The sequence below is a fragment of the Brevibacillus sp. SIMBA_040 genome (genome assembly GCF_046535075.1).
Lineage (GTDB): Bacteria > Bacillota > Bacilli > Brevibacillales > Brevibacillaceae > Brevibacillus.
Window position 1 is genome coordinate 71,908 of record NZ_JAWRXI010000008.1, and the last position, 19,520, is coordinate 91,427.

Sequence of the window (19,520 nt, forward strand, 5' to 3'; positions counted from 1 at the left end):
ATTACGCTAACTGGGTCGATCGCGTACCAAAACAGCAGCGAGTCTAGGACCTTTTTTTCAGGTCTTAGGTCGCTGCTGTTTTATCATCCGGGTTCAGTCTAAAACTAACTTATCTGATTCTGGAGATTTTTTTATCCAAGAACTGCATAGGATCAACAATTCCAGTCTATTTATATTATTTTCAACAAACAGACTCAGCTATTTGACACATACAGACTACACGTGTAGTATAGTACTACGCGTGTAGTCTGTTTTGATAATAAAAGGAGTTGATAACTATGTAACATGAGAATCAGTTGAATCGGTTAGTCATTGCCTGTGATGAAGATGTATGCCCTCTAAATAAGGGATTTAGAATAAGCTCGAAATGGGCAATGGTAAAGGTGAAAACAACATGAATCCACCAGTGATACAGGAAGAAAAAAAGCAACGTGTCAATCGGTTACAGATTCTTTTTTTCCTCGTATTTTTGTTTTTTTCCACGATCATCGTTCGACTGATGCAGCTGCAAATTATGAAAGGAGACGAGTTTGCCAGCGAGCTGATGAGCCGTTCGTATAAAACAGACTCGATTCCGGCAATGCGGGGAAATATTTATGACCACACCGGGAATATCATTGCCGAAAGTCGCCCCTCATTTGTCGTTGTATTCAGAGAAACGGATACGATGAATAAAGAAGCATATATCAGCATCATCGAAAAATTGGAAAAGATTTTAAGCCCCGTCGACCGAGCCACCCTTTTGAAGAAGATGGATGTCGGCTATGCCTTTGAAAACGGGAATTACATCAGAGTCTCCCGGCAGATGCCAAAATACATGGAAAAAGAATTGAAAAGCGATCTCTCACCGAAAGAGATGGCAGAAATAGAAGAGCGACGCGGAGAGCTGGAAGGGATCGAAGTCGTGATGAAGCCAATCCGACAATATAATCCGAAGCAAATCGCCGTTCAAGCAGTCGGGTATGTGCGGCCCTACCACGTGGCAGATCAATTGGATATCGGCACTTACAAAGCTGAGCAGAAGCGATACTTGCCAAATCAATTTGTCGGATTAGATGGAATTGAGCTTTCGTATGAAGGCGAGCTGAGGGGAAGGAATGGCCAGCGATTGTATGAAGTGGCAGCGGACCAAACCGTTATCAAGGAGCTGGAGACGATATTGCCAGAGCGAGGCAATGATATTACCCTGACGATTGATCAGCGTGTCCAATTGGCGATACGCGACTCTATCCGCGAGTTTCTCCCCAAGCTCCGCTCTACCATCTCCGAGGCCAGATATGCCAAGAGCGCATATGTCGTGGCCATCGAAATTAAAACGGGAAAAATTGTCTCGATGGTCAGCTATCCAGAGTATGATCCAAACGTCTGGATTGAAGGCCCTGATCAGAAAACATACGATCAGATCAAGTACGCAGTGACAAATGGAACGATTCGCGAGGCACCGTATGACTCAAGGCCTTTGACGGGAGAGGCAGCAGAAATGGAAAACTATAAGCACCCACGCTCCATTGTGCCATCCGGCTCAGTAATCAAACCGATTACGGTTTTGCTCGGATTACAGGAAGGAATCATTAGAACGAATGATCAATGGCAGGATAGTGGCGTGTATCAATACGGCAGGGGATCGGATCGAATTAAAAATGATAATAGTAAAGCTAATGGCATGATATCACCAGAGAAAGCTCTGCAGAAATCCTCGAATACATATATGGCCCGAATAGGAGAGGAGTTGTCTAAACGCAAGCGGGGCGCGTCTGCACCATTACTGCAAAGCTATTATCATGCGTTTGGCTTGGGCATTCCGACAGGAGTTGATTTGCCAAACGAGAGCAGCGGAAAACAAGACTATCTGGTCATGGACAAAAATTATGGTCCGCTTGCAGCCATGGTTCAAGCTTCCTTTGGTCAGCAAATCAGAGCAACTACGATGCAACTCGCGCAGTATTCAGCGACTCTAGCGAACAAGGGTGTACGTTTACAGCCCCAATTAGTAGAAAAGATTACTGCGCCAGACGGTACGATTGTGAAGTCCTTTCAGCCGCAGGTTTTGAGTGAATTCCCACAACCTGATGCATACTGGGATATATTGAAAAAGGGTATGGTTTTGGTGACAAAGCCAGGCGGGACTGCAGTCCGTGCATTTGAAGGTCTTCCATATAGTGTTGCGGCCAAAACGGGCACTTCTGAGCAAGACATATATGTTCCTGTTCCGACAAGCGATGCTAAAACCGGAGAGAAAAAGATTCAATGGAAAATGCATGCGCGTATCACAAATGGGGTTAGTATTTCGTTCGCCCCTGCAAACGATCCGAAGCTTGCTGTTGCTGTAGTCGTCCCGGAAGGTGGTTATGGTGGACGCTCTGCCGCGGTCATTACGCGTAGTGTTTATGAAATCTATGACAAATATATTGGCTTACAGAAATAAGGACGAAAGAGTGGCAGGTATGGTGCATTGCGGTCATTTGTATTACGCGTGTAATCTGCAGGTCGCAAAAAGGAATTCAAAATGAGAAGTGAGGTTAAAAGGATGAAGAAATTTTTTGCAAGCAAATGGATAGCGGGATTTGCAATCATTATGTTGAGTGGGTGTGGAGTGATTCGAGAAGACCTCGCAGCTGTCCAGTTGAAAGAACCGACTCAACACGAGACAGAAGGTACACTAGATCAGCAGTTCAAACAATTAGAAAAGGATTTCGGTGCGCGCCTCGGTGTTTATGCACTGGACACGGGCACAGGCCTGACAATCCGTTATCGTGCAGATGAACGTTTCGCATACGCATCCACTTCCAAGGCTCTGGCTGTCGGCGCAGTGCTTGCACAAAGCCCTGCAGAAGAGCTGGATAAACGAATTACTTATACTAGCGAGGATCTGGTTACCTACTCTCCCATTACCAAGGAGCATGTAGAGAAAGGAATGACTATCAGGGAGCTTTGCGAAGCTGCTGTACGCTATAGCGATAACACCGCAGCAAATCTTTTATTCAAGGAATTGGGTGGACCAGAAGGCTTTGCAAAAGTGCTGAAGGAGATCGGCGATGATGTTACCACCCCCGTCCGGATTGAACCTGATTTGAACGAAGCCACTCCTGGCGACATACGCGATACGAGCACTCCAAAAGCTTTGGCAACCTCACTTCAAGCATTTACGCTCGGCGAAGTCCTACCCGCTGACAAACGTTCCATTCTTATCAATTGGATGAAGGAAAACACGACGGGAGACGAATTAATCCGCGCGGGTGCTCCCACGGGGTGGGTCGTCGGAGATAAGTCTGGGGCAGGAAGCTTTGGAACACGTAACGACATTGCCGTTGTTTGGCCGCCAGATCGCGCACCTATTGTGATTGCCATTTTATCCAGTCGCGATACAAAGGATGCGAAATTTGACAATGCCCTAATCGCACAAGCTGCCAAGATTGTACTCGATTCCCTAAGTAAAACCATGTAAAGCAGAGAATAAAAGCCCGCAAGCTGTTTATTTGTCAGTTTGTGGGCTTTTCCCAGCAACAGAATCGCATCAGAATGCTTGCATGAAACGACATCCGCATGTACGATATGTTTTGTTCGCGTTTTCTCTTCAGGTCCATTCATTTTGCTAGTACATTTCATGTCTTCAAGTGTTTTCTACTGAACTGAAGTTGCTATGCATAGGGAAAAGAGGATACCGTCGGTTCGAAGAGGGAGATGAGTAGAGTGTTCATTACTCAATTAATTACAGGCTTTATCGTGTCTTCTTTTACTGTTGTTGTCATCTTGCTTATGAAAAAGCTCTTTCGAAAGCACTTGTCTGCAAAGTGGCAATACAATCTATGGTATCTATTGTTCATAGCGCTATTGCTTCCTTTTATACCAGCTCATTTTTTTCCATCTGGAAATCTCTTTTCTTTTTTACCCTTCCATTCCTATCAGGAAAGTAGTGAACTGGCTTCTCTGTCAGAAAATCCAACGAGAGGTAACGTAGATTGGCTTGGTGACTTTTCGATCTCTGTCCATCATGCTACTCCAGCTTATTTGGATGATCTCATCGCCATTATTTGGATTGGTGGGCTTATTCTTTGCGTAGTACCGGCTGTCATTGCTTGGCTTAGAATCAAGCGGATTCAAAGGAATATGTCCACATTAAAAAATGAAGCTATCCTACAACTGCTTGAGGAGTGCAAACAACAGCTCCATGTCTCAAGAGATTTGGTTGTAGGGGAGTCTCCTTTTGTCAAAACTCCGATGATGTTTGGGCTTCATAAAGTTTATGTGGTCTTTCCGCTACACTTTCAAGAATGGCTGACGATGAAAGAAATCAAATACATTTTGCTTCATGAGCTGAATCACTACAAAAATAAGGATAATTTGACAAATTATCTGATCGTTATTTTTCAAATTCTGTATTGGTTCAATCCACTCGTGTGGTTTGCCTTTAAAGAAATGCGATTGGACCGTGAAATCTCCTGCGATAGCGACGTACTAAAAGCATTAGATGAGCAACACTATAGTGAATATGGGCATACCATTATTCATTTTGTACACAAAGTATCCAGACAAAGGAGTTTCGTCTTTGAAAGTCAAATGGCTAGCTCCAAAGAACAATTAAAAAAGCGAATTCAAAAGATCGCATCCTTTCAAACAGAGTCTAAGCAGCTGAAGAAAAACAGCATCATGATTTTTACGCTGGCAGGTTTTCTCGTTGCCAGTCAAATTCCTCTTGTAACGGCCATTGCCAGCGAAAATGTTTATTATCCATTTACGAGAGAGAATACAGATTATGAGGACCTTAGCTCTTATTTTGAAGGGTACGACGGCAGCTTTGTCTTGTACGACATGAAAGCCGATCATTTTCAAATTTATAACAAAAAGAACAGCGAACTGAGAGTTTCACCGGATTCCACTTACAAAATCTATATCGGGCTATTTGCTTTGGAGACCGGTATCATCACGAAGGACGATTCCACGCTCGCTTGGAACGGTGAAGTGTATCCGTATGCTGCTTGGAATAAAAATCAAAATGTAAAATCAGCGATGGAAAGCTCTGTGAATTGGTACTTTGAAGAATTAGAAAAAAGAATGAACCAGAAAAGTATACAGAACTATCTAAAGCAACTAGGTTATGGCAATGAAAATTTGTCCGGTGGTATTGGGCAATCTTGGATAGAGTCAACGCTTAAGATTTCTCCCGTGGAGCAGGTTTTATTACTAAAATCACTGTATAACAATCAATTGGGATTTCAAGAAAAAAATATCCAGGCGATCAAAGAGACCATTCAATTAGAAGAAAAGGATGGTACAATTCTTTCAGGTAAAACAGGGACAGGCTCCGTAAATGATAAAACGGTAAACGGCTGGTTTATTGGATATTTAGAGAAAAAAGGGAACACCTATTTCTTTGCAACGAACATACAAAATGAAGATCATAGTTATGGAAGTAAGGCAGCACAAATCACTTTATCGATCTTAAATAAAAAAGGCATTTATTAAAAGGAGGTGGATGAGAGTGTCGAACCAAGTGCCTGGTATCTCTGAAGCAGAGTGGGAAGTAATGAACGTGCTCTGGGAGAAGGAGCCGCTCACAGCAAATGAAGTCATTTTCTCCTTACAAGAAAAAATGGATTGGAAGCCGAAAACCATTCGTACGCTGTTGGATCGGTTAGTGAAGAAGAAGGTAGTCGGGGTAAATCAAAATCAAAAGTTGTATACTTTTTTTCCGTTATACACGCAAGAAGAATGCCAAAAGGCAGAAGCTCAGACTTTTCTTAAACGAATCTATGGAGGCACGATGAAGTCCATGCTGGTGCAGTTTATTGAAGAGGAAGCGTTAACAGAAGAGGATATGAACGAGTTGCGCTCTATTTTGAATGAGAAGCCTAAAAAATAGATGCTTGAATATACGTGCATCAAAACGCAAATACCCCTTTACCTTTCCATCAAGGAGAGAAAAGGGGTATTATTATTACTTCGGGTCACTCAGTTGCCGGAATCAAAGACTAAACAAACTACAAAGGCATTCTGAAGGGTAGAGGAGAGATTATTTTGATAAGAAACAGAGAAGGAAGCAGTACTCTCAAGAAAAAATTCGCACAAGGTAGAAACTATTTCATAGGCTTTATAATTTTGCTTTGCCTTTTTGTCGTTCCTGTTTCTGCTTTTGCTGAAGCAGCTACCATACCATCTATTCAATCACTCAATCTAGAACTAAGATCAGCGGTGCTTGTTGAACCAGTAACCGGCCAGGTCTTACTGTCCATAAACGCAGATCAAGCATACGCTCCAGCAAGTATGACGAAAATGATGACTGGATACATAGTCGCGGATCAAGTCAAAAAAGGAGCAATTTCTTGGAACGATGTAGTAACTGTCAAGGAAAATGCTTCGAAAACGATTGGTTCTCGCGTTTACCTTGCACTTGGGGAAACTCATACGGTAAAAGAGCTATTTACTGCCATGCTTGTCCATTCCGCGAATGACGCTGCCGTTGCTCTAGCGGAATACGTATCGGGATCAGAGCAGCAATTCGTAGCCTTGATGAATGAGGAAGCCAAAAAGCTGGGAATGCAAAAATCCTACTATATAAATGTATCTGGACTAGATCATGCAGATATGCCAATACCGTTTCGACCTCAGGAACAAGGGGAAAATGTAATGTCTGCCATGGACGTTGCGACACTGGTAAAATCGATTATCCAGGATCACCCAGAAATAGTAGAGGTTACGACGCTGCCATCCTATCAATTCCGTGCGTCAGATAAAGAGCCTCTCGTCAATACAAATTGGATGCTCGAATCAAATAAAAATACCAAATATAAGCAATACGCCTATGAGGGCCTTGACGGATTGAAGACTGGCTTTACCGACAGTGCTGGTTATTGCTTTGCCGGTACTGCAGAGCGTGATGGAATGCGGTTGATTAGTGTTGTGATGGGAACAAAATTGTTGGCAAAACGATTCACAGAGACGAAAAAAGTGTTGGACTATGGCTTCGACCATTTTGAGCTCAAAAAAGTGGTAGCCGCCAAGAGTACGCCAAAAGGCATGGAGATCGTTCCAGTCAAAATGGGTACAAAAACAGAGGTGCCTGTAGTAACTGAGCAAGCTGTTCATTTTATTGTTCCGAAAGGCTCGGATGTCTCTCAGCTTTCCTATAAAACCGATTTTGTGGTAGAAGCACTCACTGCTCCTCTTCCTGTGGGAACAAAGGCGGGGACCATTACTTACACGTACCAAATCGAAGGCATGGATACTGTCCAACACAAAACGGTTAACATGGTCGCAACGGAGGAAATTGAAAAAGCAGGATGGTTCCGTCTCATGTTCCGCTCGATATGGGAAGCCTTGAGTGGTCTCTTTTGATTTCAGCGTAATTACAACAAAGTCAGCGGGATCTGAAGTAACCATAATTAACCTGCAGTTTATCTGATTGAGTCATAGACAAAATCTGCGTGTTGATTGATAATCAAAGCAAAAGAATGCATGAAGCCCATTTCCCCCTAATGGAGGTTCATGAAACCATAACATTCACATAACAGGAAAGTAGGTGATCGTATGTTTAGTCAGGTCTTGGCAGTCGTTGAGGCAAAAGGACGCGTAGCATTCGCTCAATCTCCCCCTTATTGGACCTGAAAAGGGCAATAAACTAGGGGGGTGAACACCCCCCTGAGGGGGAAAAATGATGCATAAGAAGTTTATCTTTCATCCGCTAACCGTTCGATACAGCGTGTTTATGCTTGGTTTGGCAGTCATGGGTTTTGGGATTGCTATGATGATTGAGGCCAATGTGGGTGTTGCCCCGTGGGATACGCTGCATATCGGATTACAAAAGACGTTTGGATTGACTATTGGTATGTGGTCCCAGATCATGGGTGCGAGTATAATCATCGCATCCTACGTCATTGGCAAAATAAAGCCTACCGTGGGCATGTTTTTGAACATGATTTTCTTCGGGCTGTTTATAGACTTATTCATGTGGCTAAAATGGGTCCCGATCGGAGAGACAATCATAGAGCGAGTCGTCTTGTTCGCTTCCGGGCTGCTCATCTATACTTTCGGCACAGGAATGTACATCTCACCGCGGCTAGGGGCGGGACCACGCGACAGCTTTATGCTGGCCCTGCATGAGCGAATGGGTTGGGGCATTGGCAAAGTCAGAGTCGGGATTGAATGCACGGTGACATTGTTCGGTTTTTTGCTCGGAGGTCCTGTCTCGGTGGGGACACTGGTGACGGCTTTGGCAATCGGACCGTTAATCAAGCAGTTTATCCCGTTATGGGAACGAATGATGGCAAAGCCATATGGAAAAGCACCTGTGACCAATTTAGCTGAATAAATTTCTTTATGACCACCACGTTAACACATCGCGTGGTGGTTTTTTTTAGCCACAGTACTTGGTAAAAGCAGAAGTACTTGAAATAGCAAATCACGTGTAATTAAATGGGAAGAGAAGCCATTTGGTAAGAAATGATTTACCTTTATATCCTAGAATGAATGGGAGGAATACAGATGAAAGCGATTCAAATCGTAGAGTTTGGTGGACCTGAGGTTTTAAAGTGCGCAGAAGTAAACGAACCGAACCCAGCTGCAAGCGAAGTCCGTGTTAAACTATTTGCTGCCGGTGTGAACCCGAATGAAACCTATATTCGTACAGGGACGTACTCCTTTTATATTCCAGAGTTGCCATACACCCCCGGGTTTGATGGAGCCGGAATAGTTGATGCAATAGGTGAAGGTGTAACGCATCTAAACGTGGGAGATCGCGTATTCGTAGCTGCTCTGCTAGCGAAACGGAATACGGGGACGTATGCACAAAAGGTAGTTTGCGATGCAAGTGCTGTCCATCGCTTGCCTGAGTCTATTTCCTATGAGAAAGGGGCGTCTCTTGGCATCCCAGCATTAACCGCTTATCGAGCATTGTTTCATAGGTCGAAGATCAAGCCAGGGGAGAACGTATTGATACACGGGGCAAGCGGTGGTGTTGGATTGCTGGCAGTGCAAATGGCCAAAGGATTCGGAGCGACGGTAATTGGAACGGCGAGTACAGATGAGGGAAAAGCATTGGTGAAAGCTTCGGGGGCCACACATGTACTCGATCACATCACGGAAGATTCTATCGAAGAAATTATGTCTTTCACAAATGGTAGAGGACCAGATGTGATCATTGAGTTTTTGGCAAACGTGAATTTAGAGACTGATCTGAAGGTAATCGCCCCTTATGGTCGCATCGTCGTCGTCGGAAACCGGGGCAGTATTGAAATCAATCCTAGACTCGCAATGATGAAAGAAGCAGATATACTAGGGTTGGCGCTTTGGAATGCGCTACCCGATGAGTACCAGGAGTGTTTACATGCGATTGAGGCTTTCCTCGAATCTGGTATTTTACATCCGGTGATTGGTGACGTATTAGCCTTGGAGGATGCAGAAAAGGCACATGAACAGATCATTCATAATAAAGCTCAAGGAAAGATAGTCCTATCTATTGAATAATTGGTAGGTTCAACAAAGCAAATCATAACCCGGCAATCTTCCAGACTTAAGTACGAGACACCTCAATGGGTGTCTTTTTTGTTAAGCAAAATGGTATGATATGACATAAGATTCCAATTGTAAGGAAAGAAAGGATGTATTATGAATTTAGGGTATACCGTTACACAGCAACAATTGATGGGAATTTTATTGAACGTCGCCGTGGTTCGGCCTGTGTTCATCTGGGGCGCTCCGGGTATTGGAAAATCGTCTTTGGTCGAAAATTTTGCGGAGCAAGTAGGTCTTCCATGCGTTTCTTTGCTTGGCAGCCAGCTTGCTCCTGAGGATATAATTGGTGTTCCGCAAATTATGGACGGAAAGAGTAGATTTTGCCCACCTGCCATGATTGCGCGGGAAGAGCCGTATTGCTTGTTTTTGGATGAATTAAACGCTTGCTCACAGGAAGTTCAGAAAGCCTTTTACAGCTTGATTCATGAAAAGCGCGTTGGTGATTACAAGCTTCCAGAAGGCTCTATTGTGATTGGTGCAGGGAATCGTGTGCAAGACAGTGCGATCGTGAAGCCTATGTCGTCTGCTTTGATTAATCGCATGTTCCATGTGCAATTAAAGGTTTCCCACAAAGAGTGGATGGAGTGGGCGTACAGCAACGGGATTCACCCGATGATCACGCAATTTCTGGAGATCAGACCAGACTACCTGTGGTCACAACCACCAAAAACGGAGGAGCCTTTTTCTACACCACGGTCCTGGCATATTCTCTCGGATGCCTTACATGAGCTTGGACAGGATATTTCAAACGAAATGATTGGCATTTTGGCTAGCGGATGTGTCACGCCTCCGCATGCAGCGCAATTTAAAGCTTTTCATAAAAACGTCAATGGCAAGCATCAGCTAAATCGGATTATCGAAGGTGAAGCGGTGTTTCCGACTGCACCGGAGGACAGAGATGTTCTCTATTTTCTAGCGGATTCGTTCCGAGCGCAGATCATTAAGGAGCTTCCAGCGGAAAAGGCATCTGTCCACGATCAGCACAAAAGATTCGCTCACCGAGCCAAAGCTTTGTTGAAGGACCTGAGCAGTATTTCGCTTGAGATGGCGCAAATGGTAGTTGCGAAGCACGACGAAGGCAACTCGCTTCCGGATTGGTTTGTTGTGGAGGTTATTCGTGATTTGCCTAGACTTGCGATGGAAAGAAAGGATAAGTAAAGCATGTCCAAGAAAAAGCAGGCTCAGCTGGATATCGCTCTTCAAAACTATTTGCAGGCGGTCAACTTTCTCGAGAAGCATCCGATGTTTGCACCGCTATGCGCGCGCGTACACTTTATTCGCAAAGAGCATAACCTGTGCCCGGAAAATGGCTGGGCGATTGTAACCAAAGCAGGGACTGTTCATATTCATCCCTCTCGAAGAGCAGAAGTAAGCGAATGGGTGTATGTTTTGGCTCACAGCCTGCTTCATCTCGGCTTCGGTCATTTTGTAGAGAAGGAACAACCAGCGGTGTGGAATATCGCCTGTGATTGTTTTATTGCAAAATTTTTGCAGGATATGAAATTAGGCAGCCCGCCTGTGGAACTATCCTATGGGATTACCTTTTCTGGAAAAAGCGAAGAGGAGCTATATCTGCACTTTCTCGAGCAAGGGATTCCCGAGCAAATGAAGCTGTTTGGAACAGGCGGAGAAAAACAACCAGACCTGATCTTTGCAGATAAAAGTGTTCGCTATTCGTACAATCGAGATGTCAAATGGGAGGAGCTTTTCGGGAAGGGACTAGCGCAGGCTGTGCAAAGTGCTGTAAGTGTAGCGGGAGGATATTCGGCAATGCTTGGCGGCGAAGAAAACAAGCTGTCTCCCGCACAAAAGGCAAAGCAGTGGTTCATAAACCATTATCCGCTGCTTGCCTCTCTCGCAGCCAACTTTACGATTGTCGAGGATCAGCAAATCTGTCAGCGGCTGGACATTTCCGTTGCCGCAATTGACGTAACTACCCAAGAAATCTTTTTCAATCCTGCGGCTGGTCTCGATGAGGAAGAAAGCAAGTTTGTCATGGCCCATGAGCTGCTGCACGCAGGACTGAGGCATCATGAGCGCTGCTTGGGCAGAGACCCGTATTTTTGGAATGTCAGCTGTGATTATGTGATTAATCATTGGCTCGTGGAGATGGGTGTCGGGCAATTGCCGGAGATTGGCGTTCTGCTAGACCAGGAGTTGAGCAGTCTTTCCGCAGAAGCGATCTACGACCGGATTGTGACCGATTTAAGAACGTATCGGAAGCTGTATACATTTCGTGGAATCGGGCAGGGCGATATCCTGGACCACGGGGATAAACGCTTTTGGGACATAAAGGAAGGAACTGCGCTTGATGACTTTTACAAAGGGGCTTTGGCACAAGGCTTGGTCTATCATCAGGAGCTGGGGCGAGGACTGCTTCCAGCGGGGCTGATCGAGGAGATTCGCGCCCTGGGTCAACCGCCGATTCCGTGGGATGTGGAATTAGCAAGATGGTTTGATGATCTTTTCCCCCCTTTGGAAAAGAGAAGAACCTTCTCCCGTATGAGCAGGCGCCAATCGTCGACTCCCGATATTCCAAGACCGGCCTGGGCGTACCAGGAGACCGACTTGGAGGGCAGGACTTTCGGTGTTGTTCTCGATACCTCTGGCTCCATGGATCAAAAGCTGTTGGGAAAAGCGCTGGGTGCCATCGCCAGCTACAGTCTGTCAAAGGATGTGCCGTTTGTCCGTGTCGTGTTTTGCGATGCTGCGGCATATGATGCAGGCTACTTGGCAACCGATGAAATTGCTGAAAGAGTAAAAATCAAGGGGCGGGGAGGAACCGTTCTTCAGCCGGGAATTGATCTACTCGAAAAGGCAGAGGACTTTCCCAAAAACGGCCCGATCCTAATTATTACAGACGGTTATTGTGACCGTATTCGCGTTTCCAGAAAACATGCCTTCATTCTTCCAAAGGGAAAAAATCTCCCCTTTGTTCCGAGAGGGCCAGTATTTCGCATTGACTAGCAAAGCAGAGGAGTGAAGTAGAAGGAGATGTACGAAATCCCTCTGGAGCTCCTTTGCCTTTAAAAAATGCAAGGATGTCTATGGGTACGACAGCAACGGGCTGAGACGATATGCCTTGATCATCCAGCTTCAATACGATAAAACCGTGAATGAAGAGGACAAGGAGTTTCTGGAATTTTTGATGCATCAGGAAATGGGTATGCACAGAAACCATCCGTATCAGGGTGCTGATGAATCGATGGATATCCTGGCGTATTTGCTGGCAAAGTTTAGGGATGTCAATAGTCAGAGTGTGAGCACTTCAACTTGGGCAACGGAGTGCTCAACTGCTCTGGCAGTTCCAATTTCAGCATGGAAAGTGCGCTCGTAATGAAATCATCCAGAGGATGGACATGCTCTTGAAATTTCCGAACATTCAGTATAATCTTGAGGAGATAGATTGATTCGAAAGCGGAGGGTGGTTGATGCATGTTCGAGGAGAGCGTTTCGCTCAGGATGTGGAAACGTTTTGTTCATGAAGGTGTAATTGACTCAGCGCGAATCAACAAACGGATTAGTGAATCGTGGCACCGCTGCAAGCGAAACAGTGTAAATCCTCATGCGGGTACTGGTCAGATAGTGCTCGCCGGAGATGCCCTGGTGAGTAAGCAGGAGAACAGCAGACTCTTGCTTGAGCTTGCCTTGCCCCAGATTAATCGGCTGACCCCTTTCATCCACGATTTAGGGATGATCGCGCTGGTCATCGATCCAGAGGGCTATGTGCTTAGTATGCAAGGGGAGAAGCACGCGCTCGCGGATGCACACGCGATCAATTTTGTCGAAGGAGTGCGCTGGACGGAGGAGGAAGTGGGGACCAATGCGATTGGTACGGCCATCCAGGCAAAAGAGGCGATTATGATAAACGGGACGGAGCACTATTCGGTCGCCTCGCATCGCTGGAGCTGCTTTGCGGCACCTATCCATGACGAAATGGGAGCATTGCTAGGGGTGATTGATGTTTCCAGCTGTCTAGAAAGAAGCCATCCGCAGACGATGGCGACGGTGATGACACTCGCTTATTCCATTGAGCAGGCATGGATGAAGCAGCGGCAGCAAGATGAGCTGGAATTGATCCACCGCTCCATACTGATGGCGGATGAGAAAGACAGTTTTACGGTTGTGTGCAATCGGGAGCAGCGGCTGGTCTATGCCAGTAAAAGAGTGCGCACGCAAATAGTCAACTGGGCGGGACTGGCGCGCCAGGAAGTGACAGAGCAAGGCTTTCATGAAGCGAAGCAGACGCCTGTCTTTTCTATGCGGCATCAAGGTGTTATCGGGTGGGCAGTCGAACTGGTGCCAAGGAGTATACAATTTCCTCACGCGTATGAAAACGGCGCTTCGACGTTTCGGTTCAAGGGTGAGGCAGGGACGAGCAAGACGTTTGACTCTGTGCTTCTGGAGCTGGCGCGAATCGCTCCGACAGATGCAAATGCTGTGATCTTTGGGGAAAGCGGTACAGGAAAAGAGCTTGCTGCGCAGGCTATTCACGACAACAGCCCGCGAAAAGACGGCCCTTTTGTGGCGGTCAACTGTGGGGCGATTCCTCGTGAGCTGATGGAAAGCGAGCTGTTCGGATACGTGGAAGGAGCTTTCACAGGAGCTCGTCGGCGCGGTTACCAAGGAAAATTGGCGCAGGCAAACGGAGGAACACTGTTTCTCGATGAGATTGGGGAAGTTCCGACAGCTATGCAGGTCGCCTTGCTTCGCGTGCTGCAGGAGCGCAAGGTAACACCGATTGGAAGCAGTGAAGAGCTTGCTTTGGATATTCGAGTGATCGCTGCCACCCATCGCAATTTGCGTCAGCAAGTAAGGGAAGGAACGTTTCGTGAAGACCTGTTTTATCGTTTGCATGTCCTGCCTGTGTCACTGCCACCGCTTCGTTCGCGCAAGGAAGATATTCCACTGCTCATTCGCCATTACTGCCAGAAAAATAACTACCAGCTCTCCCTGCCAGCTGACACGCTGTCAGATTTGATGGCATACGACTGGCCTGGAAATATACGCGAGCTGTACAATGTGGTGGAGCGTATGAGGGTTCTTCCTCAAGAGGATTGGAAGCGTTTTCTAAAGGGTTTGTCCGCACATGCCTGGCAGGATGCCCGTCCAGCAGACTCCGCTGTGTCCGCAGTTGACTCCAGCGATACTGTAGAGGCTTCACATAAGTATCGGGATGATTTGAGTTTTCGCGATCAACTAGAGAGAAAAACGATTGTCCAAGCGCTTGAAAAGAGTGGCGGCAGTGCCTCTGTAGCAGCCGAGCTGCTGGGCATTCCACGCAGTACCTTTTACCGCAAGCTGAAAAAATATCGTCTTTAACAATAATAGGATGGGAGATAGAGTCGATGCAAAACAGCTGGATAAAAACCTCAGTACAATTACTCGATACCGTCTCCCAACCATACACAGGGGAAGTGCTCGTTCCATTCAGTCTGGATGAGGCATATGCTCGCCAGTGTGCAAAAGACCAAAGGATGTTGCCCCTCGTACATCTATGGCGGCATGAGCGAGCAATGGTACTAGGCTCTCGTGATGCAAAGCTGCCGTATGCTGGAGATGCAATCTGCGAGCTACGGATGAAAGGGTATGAGACGGCTGTCCGACAATCGGGCGGTGCAGCCGTTCCGCTTGCCCCTGGGGTCGTCAATCTGTCGCTTGTCATGCAGGCAGGTGCTACTGATTTGAATCCGGAGCCATTTTTTGTCCATATGGTGGAGCTGATTCGGGCAGCTTTGGGAACAGATGGCGCCCGGATGAGTAGCGGTGAGGTAGTAGGAGCTTATTGTCCTGGCTCTTATGATTTGGCTATTGATGGACTCAAGTTTTGCGGGATTGCCCAGCGCCGCTTAACGCGGGCAGTCGCCGTGCAGGCGTTTGTCAATGTAGAGGGAAGCGGACGTGAGTATGGGGAGCAGGTGCTCTCCTTTTACCGAGTAGCAGCCAAAGGTACCAATGTCCAGAACTATCCACAGGTGCAGCCCGAACGGATGGCGAGTCTGGCTGAACTGGGAGTGCCTGGTGGAGTGAGTGGATTTGCTGCGAGAATCCGCGAAGCTTTAACGACTCACGAAGAATCAGCTATTACTGTGATGGATTGTTGTCCAACGTGGCTTGAAGAAGAGGCTGAGAAAGCATTGGGTACATTAAAAGGGAGGAATCTGTTGGTCGGTTCTTGAGGAACCGGCTTTTTTGTATTACCTGTCACTAACACTTTGCCTGCTACATTCCCCTTTTTGTGTAAAGCGCTCCAAACAAACCTGGCAAATGCACGTTAGGCGCGGCATTATCAATTGAGTTGCATCACAGCTGTTAATCTCATAGATGAGACAAAATGAGACAAACTGGGATATCGTCTCATTTTGTCTCATTTTTTGCTTAGAACAGTCCAAGGTAAATAATCTGAAAAAACTGTCATATCAGCATTTTTCCTGCATACGGTGAGCTGGCATGGGGATTGCAAAATAAAAAAGCAAGAGCGATCGTCCGGTCGTTCCACATACCAAGTGATGGAGGGGGCGTATCTGATGGAAGTCATCCAAGCGGAAGAACAAGTGTTGTCACGTGAAAAGGCGAGATGGATGTACCGTAAGATGCTGGAAATTCGGAATTTTGAGGATGCGGTGCATGTGCTGTTTGGCCAGGGCAAGCTGCCGGGATTCGTTCATCTGTATGCGGGAGAAGAAGCGATTGCTGTTGGGCTGGGAGCACATCTGAATCACCAGGACAGTATCACCAGCACGCATAGGGGACACGGTCACTGCATTGCCAAAGAATGCGACTTGAACGGAATGATGGCAGAAATATACGGAAAAGCAACTGGTCTTTGTAAAGGCAAGGGAGGCTCGATGCATATCGCGGACCTGGATAAGGGGATGCTCGGGGCAAACGGTATCGTTGGAGGCGGATATCCACTAGCATGCGGCTCTGCTTTGACGGCCAAGCTGAAAAAGACCAATGCTGTCAGTGTCTGCTTTTTCGGGGACGGAGCGAACAACCAGGGGACGTTCCACGAGGGACTGAACCTCGCTGCAATTTGGAAGCTGCCCGTCGTGTTTGTGGCTGAAAACAATGGTTATGGAGAGGCGACACCATTTACATACGCCTCAAGCTGCACACATATCGTAGACCGTGCAAGCGGTTACAACATGCCTGGCGTTCAGGTGGATGGAAAAGATGTGCTGGCTGTATACCGCGCGGCAGAAGAAGCAGTTGCCCGTGCGCGTCGGGGCGATGGGCCAACGCTGATTGAATGTATCACATATCGCAACTATGGCCATTTCGAGGGTGACGCACAGAAATATAAGAAGGAAGACGACAAACAAGAGCATTTGAATGAGCGCGATGCCATCGCTGTCTTCCGTGCCCATCTGGCTTCTTCGCAAACGCTGGATGAGACGGAATTGACCGAAATCGAAAATGAAGTTGAGGCTGCGGTACAAGAGTCGATTCGCTTTGCTGAGGAGAGCCCGTATCCTGAAGCTGGCGAGCTATTGACCGATGTATACGTGTCGTACTAAGAAAGGGGGATGGATGAGATGACGAGAAAAATCAGTTTTTCAGCTGCGGTGAACGAAGCGATGAAGCTGGCCATGCGTGCGGATGAGAATGTTATTTTGATGGGGGAAGACGTCGCAGGCGGGGCACAAGTGGATCATTTGCAGGACGATGAAGCATGGGGCGGCGTACTGGGAGTCACCAAGGGTCTGGTACAGGAATTTGGGCGTGATCGCGTACTGGATACCCCGATTACTGAAGCGGGTTATATCGGTGCAGCGATGGCAGCTGCCGCGACCGGCATGCGGCCGATTGCTGAGTTGATGTTTAACGATTTCATCGGCAGCTGCCTCGACCAGGTCATGAACCAAGGGGCCAAGTTCCGCTATATGTTCGGCGGAAAGGCACAAGTGCCAGTCACGATCCGCACCATGCACGGTGCTGGATTCAGGGCGGCGGCGCAGCATTCGCAGAGCCTGTATGCGGTGTTCACGCACATTCCGGGGATCAAGGTGGTTGTCCCATCCACTCCTTACGAGGCCAAGGGCTTGCTGCTCGCTTCCATCGAGGACAACGATCCGGTCATTTTCTTCGAAGACAAGACACTGTATAACACGACAGGAGAGGTGCCAGAAGGATACTACACCATACCGCTTGGCAAGGCGGATATCAAGCGGACTGGCAGTGACATCACGATTGTAGCAATCGGCAAGCAAGTACAAACGGCGCTTACGGCTGCAGAGCAGCTTGCAAAAAAAGGCATCGAGGTAGAGGTCGTAGATCCGCGGACACTGTCGCCGCTTGATGAGGAAACGATCCTCGCTTCTGTCGCGAAAACAAATCGTCTGATCGTAATAGATGAGGCCAATCCGCGCTGCAGCATTGCTACAGATATCGCTGCGCTTGTGGCAGACAAAGGCTTTGATACCCTGGATGCACCGATCAAGCGGGTTACAGCACCGCATACGCCCGTTCCGTTCTCGCCTGTATTGGAGGACTTGTATCTGCCTTCTCCGGAAAAAGTGATCCAGGCCGTGTCCGAGTTGATCGGGGACGCTTCGATCACCGCCGTTTCATAAAATTGACTGGGGAGCACCCGACTGGCAGCAGCAGAGAACGTCGGGTGCCTCGCCAATGAATCAGAGGACAACGTTGGCAGGAGAGGAGAGAGGAAAATGGCAGAGAATATCATCATGCCCAAGCTGGGAATGGCAATGGTGGAAGGAACGGTCATCGCTTGGAAGAAGCAGGCGGGCGAACCGGTGAAAAAGGGAGAGGGCATCGTCGATATCAGCTCAGAAAAAATTGAGATGGAGGTGGAGGCCCCGGCTGATGGTGTCCTGCTTAGTATCGATGTGCCGCAGGGAGGAGTTGTTCCATATGGGACAGTTCTTGGTGTAGTAGGTCAGCTGGGCGAGCTGGTATCAGTCGCCGCGACCCCTGCTACGGCTTCAGGAAATGCTCAGGCAGAATCAGCTGCTTCACTGGCAGTTCATGATCAGCAGGAAGCCCGAACGAGTGTAGCGATAGCAGCAGCTTCTTTGTCACCACAGTCGCGCAATGGCATCAAAATATCTCCTGTTGCCCGTAAAATGGCAGAGGAAGAAGGTGTTGATTACACCCTTCTGATCGGAACAGGGCCGCAGGGACGGATTACAAAGGAAGATGTGGAACGGGCAGTTCAGGCTCGAGGACGGGCAGATGTGAAAACAGAGCAAGCAAAGAAGGAGTCAATCGTGCCCGCAGCAAATGGACAATCCGCCGTGGCAGACACAACCGCAGCTGCGCCAGCCACAGAGCCTTCTCCTGTAAAAACGCTAGAGCGCATTCCGGTTACAGGCATGCGCAGGGTCATCGCTGAACGGATGCATACGAGCTTGCAGCAGAGCGCACAGTTGACGATCAACATGCAGGCGGACATTACGGAGCTTTTACAGCTGAGGGAAAAGCTGTCTGCAGAAATGGAAGCTCGCCATCAGCTGAAGCTATCAGTTACAGATTGGATTGCTAGATCAGTCGTACTCGCTCTCCTGCGTCACAAGCAGTTGAACAGCGCGTTTTTGCAGAATAGCATCGAGATTTATGAAGAGGTTCATTTAGGCATCGCGGTGGCTTTGGAAAAGGGCCTTGTCGTTCCGGTGATCCGCCATGCAGAAGCAAAAACGCTTGCCGAGCTATCTCATGAGATCAAAACTATCAGCACAAAAGCCCGGCAAAATCAGCTTGCCCCCGAAGAAATGAAAGGCTCCACCTTTACAATCACCAATCTCGGCAGCTATGGCGTGGATACCTTTACGCCTGTCTTGAACCCGCCGGAAACAGGCATCCTTGGAATCGGAGCAGCCAGAGATACACCCGTATATATCGGCGGTGAGCTACAGCGGCGTAGCTTGTTGCCGCTCTCCCTGACTTTTGATCATCGGGTATTGGACGGAGCTCCTGCAGCGGCATTTTTGGCCGAGGTTAGACGTTATCTCGAAGAGCCCTACAGCTTGCTGATCTAGGAGGAAGAGAGC

At 47.5% G+C, this 19,520-nt stretch carries 15 protein-coding genes; all 15 read left to right on the plus strand.

Annotation, left to right across the window (positions count from 1 at the left end; translation table 11 throughout):
* The first annotated feature begins 394 nt into the window (after positions 1 to 394).
* The 15 genes from SB752_RS14890 to SB752_RS14960 all read left to right on the plus strand — a co-directional run bounded on the left by SB752_RS14890 (position 395) and on the right by SB752_RS14960 (position 19,508).
* The gene (locus tag SB752_RS14890) at positions 395 to 2,425 is read left to right on the plus strand and encodes a peptidoglycan D,D-transpeptidase FtsI family protein (RefSeq protein WP_410716411.1); all 2,031 of its coding nucleotides are present in this window, start codon (positions 395 to 397) and stop codon (positions 2,423 to 2,425) included.
* A gap of 102 nt (positions 2,426 to 2,527) precedes the next feature.
* Positions 2,528 to 3,445 carry a class A beta-lactamase gene (bla, locus tag SB752_RS14895; protein WP_410716412.1) on the plus strand — a complete coding sequence of 306 codons (918 nt, stop codon included), beginning with the start codon at positions 2,528 to 2,530 and terminating at the stop codon, positions 3,443 to 3,445.
* 236 nt (positions 3,446 to 3,681) lie between these two features.
* Positions 3,682 to 5,463, plus strand: coding sequence for a BlaR1 family beta-lactam sensor/signal transducer (locus tag SB752_RS14900; protein ID WP_410716413.1), 1,782 nt, complete (start codon positions 3,682 to 3,684; stop codon positions 5,461 to 5,463).
* Positions 5,464 to 5,479: 16 nt separating this feature from the next.
* On the plus strand, positions 5,480 to 5,860 hold the full coding sequence (blaI, locus tag SB752_RS14905; RefSeq protein WP_410716414.1) for a penicillinase repressor BlaI: 381 nt from the start codon (positions 5,480 to 5,482) through the stop codon (positions 5,858 to 5,860).
* Between the two features lie 155 nt (positions 5,861 to 6,015).
* Positions 6,016 to 7,332 (plus strand): D-alanyl-D-alanine carboxypeptidase family protein, encoded by a 1,317-nt coding sequence (locus SB752_RS14910; protein WP_410716415.1) that lies wholly within the window; start codon positions 6,016 to 6,018, stop codon positions 7,330 to 7,332.
* A 319-nt stretch (positions 7,333 to 7,651) separates the two neighbouring features.
* A complete protein-coding gene (locus tag SB752_RS14915; protein WP_410716416.1) occupies positions 7,652 to 8,305 on the plus strand; it encodes a YczE/YyaS/YitT family protein in 654 nt (217 codons plus the stop codon).
* Positions 8,306 to 8,478: 173 nt separating this feature from the next.
* Positions 8,479 to 9,459, plus strand: coding sequence for an NADPH:quinone reductase (locus SB752_RS14920; protein ID WP_410716417.1), 981 nt, complete (start codon positions 8,479 to 8,481; stop codon positions 9,457 to 9,459).
* 141 nt (positions 9,460 to 9,600) lie between these two features.
* Complete coding sequence (locus SB752_RS14925) at positions 9,601 to 10,665, plus strand: AAA family ATPase (RefSeq protein WP_410716418.1); 1,065 nt, start codon at positions 9,601 to 9,603, stop codon at positions 10,663 to 10,665.
* A gap of 3 nt (positions 10,666 to 10,668) precedes the next feature.
* Positions 10,669 to 12,474 (plus strand): vWA domain-containing protein, encoded by a 1,806-nt coding sequence (locus tag SB752_RS14930; protein ID WP_410716419.1) that lies wholly within the window; start codon positions 10,669 to 10,671, stop codon positions 12,472 to 12,474.
* 115 nt (positions 12,475 to 12,589) lie between these two features.
* Positions 12,590 to 12,844 carry a hypothetical protein gene (locus SB752_RS14935; RefSeq protein ID WP_410716420.1) on the plus strand — a complete coding sequence of 85 codons (255 nt, stop codon included), beginning with the start codon at positions 12,590 to 12,592 and terminating at the stop codon, positions 12,842 to 12,844.
* Positions 12,845 to 12,942: 98 nt separating this feature from the next.
* Positions 12,943 to 14,829, plus strand: coding sequence for a sigma-54-dependent Fis family transcriptional regulator (locus SB752_RS14940; protein ID WP_410716421.1), 1,887 nt, complete (start codon positions 12,943 to 12,945; stop codon positions 14,827 to 14,829).
* A 26-nt stretch (positions 14,830 to 14,855) separates the two neighbouring features.
* On the plus strand, positions 14,856 to 15,686 hold the full coding sequence (locus SB752_RS14945; protein ID WP_410716422.1) for a lipoate--protein ligase family protein: 831 nt from the start codon (positions 14,856 to 14,858) through the stop codon (positions 15,684 to 15,686).
* 348 nt (positions 15,687 to 16,034) lie between these two features.
* Complete coding sequence (locus SB752_RS14950) at positions 16,035 to 17,027, plus strand: thiamine pyrophosphate-dependent dehydrogenase E1 component subunit alpha (protein WP_410716423.1); 993 nt, start codon at positions 16,035 to 16,037, stop codon at positions 17,025 to 17,027.
* Positions 17,028 to 17,045: 18 nt separating this feature from the next.
* On the plus strand, positions 17,046 to 18,083 hold the full coding sequence (locus SB752_RS14955; RefSeq protein WP_410716424.1) for an alpha-ketoacid dehydrogenase subunit beta: 1,038 nt from the start codon (positions 17,046 to 17,048) through the stop codon (positions 18,081 to 18,083).
* A 96-nt stretch (positions 18,084 to 18,179) separates the two neighbouring features.
* Complete coding sequence (locus tag SB752_RS14960) at positions 18,180 to 19,508, plus strand: dihydrolipoamide acetyltransferase family protein (protein WP_410716425.1); 1,329 nt, start codon at positions 18,180 to 18,182, stop codon at positions 19,506 to 19,508.
* Positions 19,509 to 19,520: the final 12 nt, after the last annotated feature.

Excerpts from the sequence above, each read along its gene's own strand:
- SB752_RS14940 (WP_410716421.1), top strand. The coding sequence starts at position 12,943 with ATGTTCGAGGAGAGCGTTTCGCTCAGGATGTGGAAACGTTTTGTTCAT.
- SB752_RS14890 (WP_410716411.1), top strand. The coding sequence starts at position 395 with ATGAATCCACCAGTGATACAGGAAGAAAAAAAGCAACGTGTCAATCGG.
- SB752_RS14960 (WP_410716425.1), top strand. The coding sequence starts at position 18,180 with ATGGCAGAGAATATCATCATGCCCAAGCTGGGAATGGCAATGGTGGAA.
- bla (WP_410716412.1), top strand. The coding sequence starts at position 2,528 with ATGAAGAAATTTTTTGCAAGCAAATGGATAGCGGGATTTGCAATCATT.
- SB752_RS14945 (WP_410716422.1), top strand. The coding sequence starts at position 14,856 with ATGCAAAACAGCTGGATAAAAACCTCAGTACAATTACTCGATACCGTC.
- SB752_RS14900 (WP_410716413.1), top strand. The coding sequence starts at position 3,682 with ATGAGTAGAGTGTTCATTACTCAATTAATTACAGGCTTTATCGTGTCT.
- SB752_RS14920 (WP_410716417.1), top strand. The coding sequence starts at position 8,479 with ATGAAAGCGATTCAAATCGTAGAGTTTGGTGGACCTGAGGTTTTAAAG.
- SB752_RS14955 (WP_410716424.1), top strand. The coding sequence starts at position 17,046 with ATGACGAGAAAAATCAGTTTTTCAGCTGCGGTGAACGAAGCGATGAAG.
- SB752_RS14925 (WP_410716418.1), top strand. The coding sequence starts at position 9,601 with ATGAATTTAGGGTATACCGTTACACAGCAACAATTGATGGGAATTTTA.
- SB752_RS14915 (WP_410716416.1), top strand. The coding sequence starts at position 7,652 with ATGCATAAGAAGTTTATCTTTCATCCGCTAACCGTTCGATACAGCGTG.
- SB752_RS14930 (WP_410716419.1), top strand. The coding sequence starts at position 10,669 with ATGTCCAAGAAAAAGCAGGCTCAGCTGGATATCGCTCTTCAAAACTAT.
- SB752_RS14950 (WP_410716423.1), top strand. The coding sequence starts at position 16,035 with ATGGAAGTCATCCAAGCGGAAGAACAAGTGTTGTCACGTGAAAAGGCG.